Origin of the sequence: Streptomyces beijiangensis (genome assembly GCF_017315755.1) — a bacterium.
Classification (GTDB): Bacteria; Actinomycetota; Actinomycetes; order Streptomycetales; family Streptomycetaceae; genus Streptomyces; species Streptomyces beijiangensis.
Genome location: NZ_JAFLRJ010000003.1, coordinates 1 through 10,039, shown reverse-complemented (window position 1 = coordinate 10,039; position 10,039 = coordinate 1). Strand labels below are relative to the sequence as shown.

The 10,039-nt window shown below is 70.6% G+C and carries 11 protein-coding genes; 3 read left to right on the top strand and 8 right to left on the bottom strand.

Translation table 11 applies throughout. The annotated features are described in order from the left end of the window. Positions 1–73: 73 nt before the first annotated feature. From fabF to J0695_RS00330, 5 genes are all read right to left on the bottom strand, one after another. Positions 74–1,336 carry a beta-ketoacyl-ACP synthase II gene (fabF, locus tag J0695_RS00350; protein ID WP_206958850.1) on the bottom strand — a complete coding sequence of 421 codons (1,263 nt, stop codon included), beginning with the start codon at positions 1,334–1,336 and terminating at the stop codon, positions 74–76. 169 nt (positions 1,337–1,505) lie between these two features. After that, the gene (locus J0695_RS00345) at positions 1,506–1,754 is read right to left on the bottom strand and encodes an acyl carrier protein (protein ID WP_206958848.1); all 249 of its coding nucleotides are present in this window, start codon (positions 1,752–1,754) and stop codon (positions 1,506–1,508) included. A gap of 65 nt (positions 1,755–1,819) precedes the next feature. Then, complete coding sequence (locus tag J0695_RS00340; protein WP_206958847.1) at positions 1,820–2,836, bottom strand: ketoacyl-ACP synthase III; 1,017 nt, start codon at positions 2,834–2,836, stop codon at positions 1,820–1,822. A gap of 15 nt (positions 2,837–2,851) precedes the next feature. Next, the gene (locus J0695_RS00335) at positions 2,852–3,769 is read right to left on the bottom strand and encodes an ACP S-malonyltransferase (RefSeq protein WP_206958845.1); all 918 of its coding nucleotides are present in this window, start codon (positions 3,767–3,769) and stop codon (positions 2,852–2,854) included. Positions 3,770–3,858: 89 nt separating this feature from the next. Then, on the bottom strand, positions 3,859–5,043 hold the full coding sequence (locus tag J0695_RS00330) for a PucR family transcriptional regulator (RefSeq protein ID WP_206958844.1): 1,185 nt from the start codon (positions 5,041–5,043) through the stop codon (positions 3,859–3,861). A 59-nt stretch (positions 5,044–5,102) separates the two neighbouring features. On the opposite strand from J0695_RS00330, the gene J0695_RS00325 reads away from it, so the two are divergent. Beyond that, positions 5,103–5,762, top strand: a complete 660-nt coding sequence (locus tag J0695_RS00325; RefSeq protein WP_372445669.1) for a pirin family protein — start codon at positions 5,103–5,105, stop codon at positions 5,760–5,762. Here the strand turns inward: J0695_RS00325 and J0695_RS00320 are convergent. Then, complete coding sequence (locus tag J0695_RS00320) at positions 5,749–6,567, bottom strand: serine hydrolase domain-containing protein (protein ID WP_206958842.1); 819 nt, start codon at positions 6,565–6,567, stop codon at positions 5,749–5,751. The two genes, J0695_RS00325 and J0695_RS00320, sit on opposite strands and share 14 nt — an antisense overlap. A 110-nt stretch (positions 6,568–6,677) precedes the next feature. On the opposite strand from J0695_RS00320, the gene J0695_RS00315 reads away from it, so the two are divergent. Both J0695_RS00315 and J0695_RS00310 read left to right on the top strand, forming a co-directional pair. Further along, complete coding sequence (locus J0695_RS00315) at positions 6,678–7,151, top strand: MerR family transcriptional regulator (RefSeq protein ID WP_206958841.1); 474 nt, start codon at positions 6,678–6,680, stop codon at positions 7,149–7,151. 5 nt (positions 7,152–7,156) lie between these two features. Beyond that, entirely contained in the window at positions 7,157–8,170 is a 1,014-nt protein-coding gene (locus J0695_RS00310; protein ID WP_206958839.1) for an aldo/keto reductase, read from the top strand. 17 nt (positions 8,171–8,187) lie between these two features. On the opposite strand, the gene J0695_RS00305 is transcribed toward J0695_RS00310, so the two are convergent. Then, positions 8,188–9,399, bottom strand: a complete 1,212-nt coding sequence (locus tag J0695_RS00305; protein ID WP_206958837.1) for an acyltransferase family protein — start codon at positions 9,397–9,399, stop codon at positions 8,188–8,190. Beyond that, on the bottom strand, positions 9,399–10,039 hold a 641-nt coding region (locus J0695_RS00300; RefSeq protein ID WP_242552016.1), incomplete at its 5' end, for an alpha/beta hydrolase. The genes J0695_RS00300 and J0695_RS00305, both read right to left, overlap by 1 nt.

Sequence of the window (10,039 nt, the reverse complement as noted above, 5' to 3'; positions counted from 1 at the left end):
GGAGGAGACCGCCCCGGACACGGCTGAGGCCCGCCCCCCCCATCAGGGGAGACGGGCCTCAGAACGCGAGCGGTCAGACCGAACGGAACGCCAGCACCACGTTGTGCCCACCGAACCCGAACGAGTTGTTGATCGCCGCGATCGTGCCCTCAGGCAGCTGACGCGGCTCGTCGCGCACGATGTCCGCGACCACTTCGTCGTCGAGGTCGTCGACGTTGATGGTCGGCGGGGCAGTCCGGGTGTACAGCGCGAGGACCGTGGCGACGGTCTCGATGCCACCGGCGCCACCCAGCAGGTGACCGGTCATCGACTTCGTGGCGGAGATCGCGACATGGTCGAGATCGTCGCCGAGCACCTTGCGCAGGGCCTTGATCTCGGCGACGTCACCCTGCGGCGTGGAGGTGGCGTGCGCGTTCAGGTGCACGATCTCCGACGGCTCGAGGTCGGTCGAGTCGAGCAGCTGCTGCATGGCCGCCGCGATGCCCCGGCCGGACGGCTCGGGCTGCGCGATGTGGTGGGCGTCCGAGGACAGCCCCTGGCCCACGGCCTCGCAGTAGACCCTGGCGCCACGGGCCGCGGCGTGCTCGGCCGACTCCACGATGACGATGCCGGCGCCCTCGCCGAGGACGAAGCCGTCACGGGCCTTGTCGTACGGGCGCGAGGCCTTCGTCGGCTCGTCGTTGTTCTTGGACATGGCCATCATGTTGGCGAAGGCCGCGATGGGCAGTGGGTGGATGGTCGCCTCGGCGCCACCGGCGACGACGACGTCCGCGCGGCCCGAGCGGATCATCTCGATCGCGTACCCGACCGCCTCGGCGCCGGACGCACACGCGCTGACCAGGGAGTGCACGCCCGCCTGGGCGCCTACCTCCAGGCCGACGTTGGCGGACGGGCCGTTGGGCATGAGCATGGGCACGGTGTGCGGGGAGACGCGGCGTACGCCCTTCTCCTTGAGCACGTCGTACTGGTCGAGCAGGGTCGTGATGCCGCCGATGCCGGAGGAGACGACAGCGCCGAGCCGCTCGGGCTCGATCTGCTTGTCGTCGCCGGCCTTGCCGGTGAAGCCTGCGTCGGCCCACGCCTCACGGGCCGCGATCAGCGCGAACTGCGCCGAGCGGTCCAGCTTGCGGGCGAGCGGGCGGGGCAGCACGTCGTTGGGGTCGACCGCCGCGGGGGCGGCGATACGGACCGGGAGTTCGGCGAAGCGCTCGCCCTCGAGGGGCTTCACGCCTGACCGGCCGGCCAGTAGACCTTCCCAGGTCGATGCGCTGTCGCCACCCAGCGGTGTGGTTGCGCCGATACCGGTGACGACCACGGTGCGATTGGTCGAGCTCACTGGAATTTCTTCTCCACGTGTAGAGGGATCTGCTGTTTCTTCCCGGGGGACGACCCCCGGACCCCCAGCCGGACAAGCAGTCCGGCGGAAGTGGCCCGGAGGGACATCACACGACTACGGGAGCCAGACTCGGCGCCACCGCGGGGTGGCGTCAGCCGCGCGGCCTGAATCAGGCCTGGTGGTTGGCGATGTAGCTCGCGGCGTCGCCGACCGTCTTGAGGTTCTTGACGTCCTCGTCGGGGATCTTGACGTCGAAGCGCTCTTCGGCGGCGACGACGACCTCGACCATGGAGAGCGAGTCGACGTCCAGGTCGTCGGTGAAGGACTTGTCCAGCTGGACGTCCTCGACCGGGATACCGGCGATCTCGTTCACGATCTCGGCGAGACCGGCAACGATCTCTTCCTGAGTGGCGGCCATGATGGCGCTCCTTCGATGTTCGTATTCAGGGGTGTGGCAGCACTGACCGGGGATCCGGACAGTGCCTAGGGGAGGGTAACGACCGTCGCGGCGTAGACGAGACCCGCCCCGAAGCCGATGACGAGCGCGGTGTCGCCGCTCTTCGCCTGTCCGGTCGCCAGGAGCCGCTCCATTGCGAGCGGGATCGAGGCGGCCGAGGTGTTACCGGTGGTTTCCACGTCACGGGCGACCGTGACGTGCTCCGGCAGCTTCAGAGTCTTCACCATCGAGTCGATGATCCGCATGTTGGCCTGGTGCGGAATGAAGACGTCCAGGTCGTCCGCGGTGATTCCGGCCGCGTCCAGCGCCTGCTGGGCGACCTTCGCCATCTCGAACACGGCCCAGCGGAACACCGCCTGGCCCTCCTGCGTGATCGCAGGGAACTTGGCCGGGAGGTCTTCCACGGCGGTGATGCCGCGGTAGTCGCTCCACGGCACGGTCTGCTTGATCGTCTCCGACTTGTCGCCCTCGGAACCCCAGACCGTGGGGCCTATGCGCGGCTCCTGGGACGGGCCGACGACGACCGCACCCGCGCCGTCACCGAACAGGAAGGCCGTCGCGCGGTCCTCAAGATCGGTGAGGTCGGAGAGCCGCTCCACGCCGATGACCAGGACATATTCCGCCGAACCTTCGACGATCATGCCCTTGGCGAGGGTCAGTCCGTAACCGAAGCCCGCGCAGCCCGCGGAGATGTCGAAGGCGGCAGGCCTGCCCGCTCCGATCTTGTCCGCGATCTCGGTGGCGACGGCCGGGGTCTGCTTGAAGTGCGAGACGGTGGAGACGATGACTCCGCCGATCTGCTCCGGGGTGATCCCGGCGTCCGCGATCGCCTTGCCGGAGGCCTCGACCGACATCATCGCCACGGTCTCCTCGTCGGAGGCCCAGTGGCGGGTCGCGATGCCAGAACGTGAGCGGATCCACTCGTCGGAGGAGTCGATCGTCTCGAGGATCACCTCGTTGGGCACGACACGGGTCGGGCGGTAGCCACCGACACCCATGATGCGCGCGTACGGGGCGCCCTGGCTGGGCTTGATCTTCACCATGCTCTTCCGGGCTCCTTAGGCTGCCGCGTGCTCTGCGATGAGCTCGCGAGCAGCGTCAAGATCGTCGGGGGTCTTCAGTGCGAGGGTCTTCACACCGGGCAGGGCGCGCTTGGCGAGGCCGGTGAGGGTGCCGCCCGGGCAGACCTCGATGAGCGCGGTCGCGCCGAGCTCCTGGAAGGTCTCCATGCACAGGTCCCAGCGGACCGGGTTGGCGACCTGGCCGACCAGGCGCGAGATGACCTCGGCGCCGGTGGCGACCGCCTTGCCGTCCTTGTTCGAGACGTAGGTCAGCTTCGGGTCCGCGACGGCGAGGTCCTGTGCGGCCTTGCCGAGCTCCGCCACGGCCGGGGCCATGTGGTGCGTGTGGAAGGCGCCCGCGACCTGCAGCGGAATCACCCGGCGGGTGCCCTCGGGCTTGTCGGCGACCAGAGCCTCGATCTGCTCGGCGGTCCCTGCGGCCACGATCTGGCCCGCGCCGTTGACGTTGGCCGCGGTCAGACCCAGCTTCTCCAGGTGCGGCAGGACGGTCTCGGGGTCTCCGCCGAGCAGCGCCGCCATGCCGGTCTTCGTGACCGATGCGGCCTCGGCCATCGCCAGACCGCGCCTGCGGACGAGCTTCAGCGCCGCGGTGTCGTCCAGTACGCCCGCGAAGACGGCGGCGGTGATCTCACCGACACTGTGGCCCGCGACGGCGCCGGGGACGACAGTGCCGAGGGCGGCGGCCGAGAGGAGACCGGCGGCGACCAGCAGGGGCTGGGCGACGGCGGTGTCGCGGATGGCGTCCGCGTCGGCCTTGGTGCCGTAGAGGGCAAGGTCCAGCTCGATGGCATCGGACCACGCGGCGATGCGGTCGGCGGCGCCGGGGAGGTCGAGCCAGGGAGTCAGGAAGCCGGGCGTCTGAGCGCCTTGGCCGGGAGCGACGAGTACGAGCACCCTCACACTCTCTCTTGTGGACGGCTCTCTACGCCCGTGGGGACAGGGACGAAGAACCGTCGGGGTAATTGTTGGTGTCCGACAAAAGTCTAGAGCTGTGAATCTCCGTCGGCCAGACGCCCCAGGATCAGGGCGATACGAAGAGTGAACGCCGAGCGCACGTCGGAGGGCGACCAGCCGGTGACGTCTGTCACACGTCGCAGCCGGTAGCGCACGGTGTTGGGGTGGACGAAGAGCATCCGGGCCGCCCCTTCGAGACTGCTCGCCTGTTCCAGATAGACGCTCAGAGTCTCCAGGAGAGCGGAGCCCGCTTCCTCCAGCGGTCTGTAGATCTCCTCCACCAACTGCTCCCGCGCGGCCGGGTCCGAAGCGATCGCACGCTCCGGAAGCAGATCGTCCGCGAGTACGGGCCTGGGCGCGTCCTGCCACGCCGAGCACGCCTTGAGTCCGGCGGCAGCCGCCTGCGCCGACTTGGTGGCTGCGAGCAGGTCGGGGACGACGGGTCCGGCGACCACCGGACCGGCCGCGTACGGGCCGATGAGGGCCTTCGCGACCTGCAGCGGGTTGTCGCTGCCGCCCGCGATGACGACCAGGCGGTCGCCCAGGACGCCGGTGAGGACCTGCAGTTTCGCGTGGCGGGCGGCCCTGCGGATCGCCTCCACCGTCAGCTCGCTGTCGCCGTTGGGCGCGGTGCCGAGGATCACGCATACGTGCTCGGGGGAGTTCCAGCCCAGTGCGGCGGCGCGCGAGACGGCGCCCTCGTCCGCCTCGCCCGACAGCACGGCGTTGACCACCAGGGATTCCAGCCGTGCGTCCCAGGCGCCGCGGGCCTCGGCGGCCTGGGCATACACCTGGGCGGTCGCGAAGGCGATCTCGCGGGCGTACACGAGCAGTGCCTCGCGCAGCGTGGACTCGTCGCCGGGGGCGGCGACCTCGTCGATCGCGGTCTCCATGACCTCGATGGTGGTGCGCACCATCTCGACGGTCTGGCGCAGCGTGATCGCCCGGGTCAGCTCGCGGGGCGCGGTGCCGAAGACATCGGTGGAGATGGCCTGCGGGGTCTCGGGGTGGCGGAACCACTCGGTGAACGCGGCGATACCGGCCTGGGCGACCAGGCCGATCCACGAGCGGTTCTCCGGGGGCATCGCCCGGTACCAGGGCAGCGTCTCGTCCATGCGGGCGATCGCATGGGCGGCGAGCCGGCCGGAGGACTGCTCCAGGCGCTTCAGGGTCGCGGCATGCGGGTGCGGGGCACTGGCTGCAGGTTGGGGCACGTGGACAAGACTGCCTTATCGGGACGGGAGCGTGTCGTGGCGGGGCTACGGTGGGCTTCGTGATTTCAGTGCAGCGGTCCGACGAGCGGTTTGCGGGCGGCGATCGGGCGGCCGGTATCGAGTCCCGCCACGCCTTCTCCTTCGGCACCTTCTACGACCCGGACAATCTGCGCTTCGGCCCGGTCATCGCCTGCAACGAGGAGCGGCTCGCGCCGGGTGCGGGCTTCGGCGAACACCCGCACAGCCATACCGAGATCGTCACCTGGGTCGTCGAAGGCGAGCTCACGCACCGCGACTCGGCCGGTCGCACGACGGTCGTACGGCCCGGGGACGTCCAGCGTCTCTCCTCGGCGGGCGGGGTGCGTCACGCGGAGCGCAACGAGGGCACGGAGCCGCTGACCTTCATCCAGATGTGGCTGGCCCCGCTGGTGCCGGGCGGCGACCCCGCCTACGAGATAGTCCACGGCATCGCGGACTCCACGCCGTACGCGGTGCTCGCGGCGGGCGCGCTGCTCTACGTCCGCCGGCTCACGGCGGGGGAGCGCACGGCCGTGCCGGACGCGCCGGGGGTGTATCTCCATGTCGTACGGGGTGAAGTCGCGCTCGGGGGCGAGGAGCTGGGCCCGGGCGACGCGGCCCGCATCACCCGCGCGGAGGGCCTCGACCTGACGGCCGTGACCCCCGCCGAGGTCCTGATGTGGGACTTCAACTCCGCCTGAGCTCAGTCAGTACCGCATCCGTGAGGGCGGGCCAGACGTCGACCGCCCACGGGCCGAAGGCGCGGTCGGTGAGCGCGACGCAGGCGGCGCCCGCTTCGGGGTCCACCCACAGGAACGTCCCCGTCTGCCCGAAGTGGCCGAAAGTGCGCGGCGAGGACGAACTGCCCGTCCAGTGCGGCGACTTGGCGGAGCGGATCTCGAAGCCGAGGCCCCAGTCGTTGGGGTTCTGCAGCCCGTAGCCCGGCAGGACGCCCTTCAGCCCCGGGTAGGCGACGGAGGTGGCCTCGGCGACCGTACGCGGGTCGAGCAGGCGCGGGGACTGGAGCTCGGCGGCGAACCTCACGAGGTCCTCGACCGTGGAGACGCCGTCCTTGGCGGGGGAGCCGTCCAGGGTCGTCGCCGTCATGCCCAGCGGTTCGAGGACCGCCTGGTGGAGGTAGTCGGCGAAGGAGATGTCGGTGGCCTTGGCGATGTGGTCGCCGAGCGCCTCGAAGCCCGCGTTGGAGTAGATGCGGCGCTCGCCCGGGGCGGCCATCACCCTCGGTTCGTCGAAGGCGAGACCGCTGGTGTGGGCAAGGAGGTGGCGTACGGTCGCCCCGTCGGGCCCGGCCGGCTCGTCGAACTCGATCGCGCCCTCCTCGTACGCCACCAGTGCGGCGTAGGCGGCCAGCGGCTTGGTGACCGAGGCCAGCGGGAAGCGGTGCGCGGTGGGGCCGTGCGCACCGGCGAGGGTGCCGTCCCCTCGTACGACGGCGGCCGCCGCGGTGTCCACGGGCCAGTTCTCGGTCATCGCCAGGCTCTCCATGGGTACGAGAGTAAGGCCGGAAGGAAAGTTCTCCCCGAATGCGCTTGCTTCGAGTGCACTCCAAGGAATTAGCGTTGGGGTCGTCGCGAGGACGAAGGAGCTGGGACCGCATGACCGTGCTGGAGACCGCACCCGCAGCCGTAGCCGAATCCGCAAAGACCGATGTCTGCGCCTCGGCGCCGGACGCACATCCCCGACCCGCGGGCCAGGACAAGTACACGATCAGCGAGGTCGTGACCTGGACCGGTCTCACCGCGCACACCCTGCGCTGGTACGAGAGGATCGGTCTGATGTCGGACGTCGACCGCTCGCACACCGGCCAGCGCCGTTTCAACAACCGCGACCTGGACTGGCTCGCCTTCGTCGGCAAGCTGCGGCTGACGGGGATGCCGGTCGCGGACATGGTCCGCTACGCCGAGCTCGTCCGCGCGGGCGAGCACACCTTCGAAGCGCGGCAGGAGCTCCTGGAGCAGACCCGGCGGGATGTGCGCACACGCATCGCCGAACTTCAGGACACGCTCGCCGTACTGGACTTCAAGATCGACTTTTATGCGGGCGCCCAGCGGGCGCCGGAGAGGTACTGAACAGCATGGGCACGGAGAAGATCACCAAGGTACGGCTCGGCACCGAAGGCCCCGAGGTGGGCATCCAGGGCTTCGGCGCCATGGGTATCAGCGAGTTCTACGGGGAGACCGACGACACGACGGCCAGGGACACCCTGGAGGCCACGGTCGAGGCGGGCGTCACGCTCATCGACACCGCCGACGCGTACGGCCGCGGTGCCAACGAGGAGTTCCTCGCGCCCTTCGTCGCCGCGCACCGGGACGAGATCACCCTCGCGACCAAGTTCGCCCTGGAGCGGACCGACGACCCGCACTACCGGGGCCTGCGCAACGACCCGGCGTACATCCGCACGGCCGTCGAGGACAGCCTGCGCCGCCTCGGTGTCGATGTCATCGACCTCTACTACATGCACCGGCGCGTCCCGTCGGTCCCGCTGGCCGAGTCGGTCGGCGCGATGGCCGAGCTCGTACAGGCGGGCAAGGTCAAGTACCTCGGGCTGAGCGAGGTGACCGGCGCCGAACTGCGCGAGGCGCACGCGGTGCACCCGATCACCGCACTGCAGTCGGAGTGGTCGCTGTTCTCGCGTGATGTGGAGATCAGCGCGGTCGGCGCGGCCGCCGAGCTGGGGATCGGCTTCGTGCCGTACTCCCCGCTGGGCCGAGGCTTCCTGACGGGTGCGTTCGCGGACGCGGGCAAGGACCTGTCCGGGAGCGACTTCCGGAAGTTCCAGCCGCGCTTCAGCGGTGACAACGCGAAGACGAACGCGGCGCTGCTGGAGCCGGTGCACAAGATCGCGGCGGCGCACGGCGCGACGGCCGCGCAGGTCGCCCTGGCGTGGGTGCAGCAGCGGGCCGAGGTGTACGGCCTCGCGGTCGTGCCGATCCCGGGGACACGCAAGCGCAGCCGCCTCCTGGAGAACACCGGGGCGACCCGGCTCACGCTCTCCGCGGAGGAGCTGGCGCTGCTGGAGCCGATCGCCGGACAGGTCGCGGGCGACCGCTACCCGGACATGTCGTCGACTTCGGCGGCGCGCGAGTAGTCCGTACGTACGGAAACTCAAGCCAGCCCCAGAGCGAACACCGCGAAGCCCGCCGCGAGCAGCCCCGCAGCTGCCCGGCGGGTTTTCGTCGTCCTGGTCCAGGGGGACTCGAAGACGCGGGTGAATCGGGCGATGACGGCGAGGAGCGCGGCGAAGACCGGCAGCCAGGCGAGCCGCTGGAGGATCCACGCGAGGGTGTCGGGGGCCGTGGTCAGCCCGGGGACATGACCGGCGAAGGACGCGGGGACCGCGGCGGCGAGCATCGCGATCTGGTGCCAGCACAGGATCGTCATCGCGGAGAGGTTGACGATGACGACCGGGGCCCAGAGGGCGGGGCGCTCCAGGAGCTTGGCGATCTTGTCGCGGAGGAGGATCGCCGCACCTGACTGGGCGGCGGCGAGCGCGAGGACCAGCAGCGACGGCGGGTGGGAGTTGGTGCGGATCTCGCCGGGGACGCCGACCATCGACGCCGGGTAGTGGAAGACGGTCAGGAGCGCGACGAAGAGTGCGGTACCGGCGACGAGGAGGAAGGCGCCGACCCGTTTGCCGATCCTCTTCTCGCCCCAGGAGACGCCGAGTTGGTACGCGAAGAGCCAGCCCGGGAGGATGTTGATCAGCGAGAGCCAGGACGGCATGGCGTCCGCGAAGGGCCCGTACCGGAGGAAGTCGACGGCGGCGACCACGCCGATGAGCGGTGCGGCGGCCCAGGCGCCGAGCGTGCGGGCGGCGCGGATGCAGTACGGGGTGAGGGCGGTGACGGCCGCGTACACGCCCACGAACCAGAGCGGCTGGATGACGAGGGTCGCCCCGGTGTGCAGGGTGGTGCTCGGCACCCCGAGCCCGTAAAGGACCGGGAACATCGCCGCGCAGGCGGCGGCGACGCCGAGGACCGGGCGGCCGAGGCGTGCGAGCCGGGCCTTGATCCACCGGGTGGTGGAGCCGGTGTGGCGGCGGAAGGACAGCACGGATGCGTACCCGCCGACCAGGAAGAAGATCCCCAGCATCTGCAGCACCCAGCTGAGCGGCGCGAAGAAGCCGAACGAGGAGAGCGGGCTGGCGTTGTGCAGCGCGCCGGACCCGTCGAGGGTGAAGCCGCCGAGCAGCCAGTGGCCGACGGGGACGGCGAGCAGGGCGAGCGCGCGCAGGCCGTCGATGGCACGGTCGCGGTGGGCGGGGGTGCGGGCCTCGATCTTCCGGACGAGGCTCTTCGCTTGCGTGGCGGCGCGCATCACATCGTCCCGAGCGCGATGGCGGCGAAGGTACGGAGGGACTCCGTGCCCGGGGTGAAGTAACCGGTGTGGCCCTTGGCGTCGTGCGCGGGAACGGTGCGGGCGCCGAAGGCGGGATCGGTCGGGTCCTCGCCGTGACCGACCCCCGCGATGTCGACATTCGGTACGTGGTCGATCCAGTCGCCCGGGTCCTTGGCGGCCCAGACGCGGGCGTCGGTGTGCAGGTCGTCGACGGTGTCGGCGTGCATGCCGGGGGAGCCGGTGACGACGATGTCGGAGGTATAGGGGGTGTCGTGGGCGGCGAGGCCGCAGACGACGGAGCCGTAGCTGTGGCAGAAGAGGACGGGCTCGGGTGCGCCGGTGGCTTCCAGCCCCTCGGTGAGGCGGGTCAGCCGGGGGGCTCCAGCTTTGGCGAGGCCGGCGGTGGCGGCGTCGAGACCGACGCCGACGGGGGTGGTGTAGCCGGCCCAGGCGATGACGGCGGTGCGGTTGCTGTTGCCTGTCGCGGCGCGGAGGTTCTTGGCCATGGTGGCGGTGGGGGCGAAGTCGGTGGCGTCGGTGTCGGAGCCGGGGACGACGACGGAGACGTGGGCGGCGTCGGTCAAGTCGCCGTACACCTCGGCGACTTGACCGCGTCCGC

Bases quoted from the DNA above. Each gene is read 5' to 3' on its own strand.
- J0695_RS00345 (WP_206958848.1), bottom strand. From the start codon at position 1,754: ATGGCCGCCACTCAGGAAGAGATCGTTGCCGGTCTCGCCGAGATCGTG.
- J0695_RS00340 (WP_206958847.1), bottom strand. From the start codon at position 2,836: ATGGTGAAGATCAAGCCCAGCCAGGGCGCCCCGTACGCGCGCATCATG.
- J0695_RS00305 (WP_206958837.1), bottom strand. From the start codon at position 9,399: ATGCGCGCCGCCACGCAAGCGAAGAGCCTCGTCCGGAAGATCGAGGCC.
- J0695_RS00320 (WP_206958842.1), bottom strand. From the start codon at position 6,567: ATGGAGAGCCTGGCGATGACCGAGAACTGGCCCGTGGACACCGCGGCG.
- J0695_RS00315 (WP_206958841.1), top strand. From the start codon at position 6,678: ATGACCGTGCTGGAGACCGCACCCGCAGCCGTAGCCGAATCCGCAAAG.
- J0695_RS00310 (WP_206958839.1), top strand. From the start codon at position 7,157: ATGGGCACGGAGAAGATCACCAAGGTACGGCTCGGCACCGAAGGCCCC.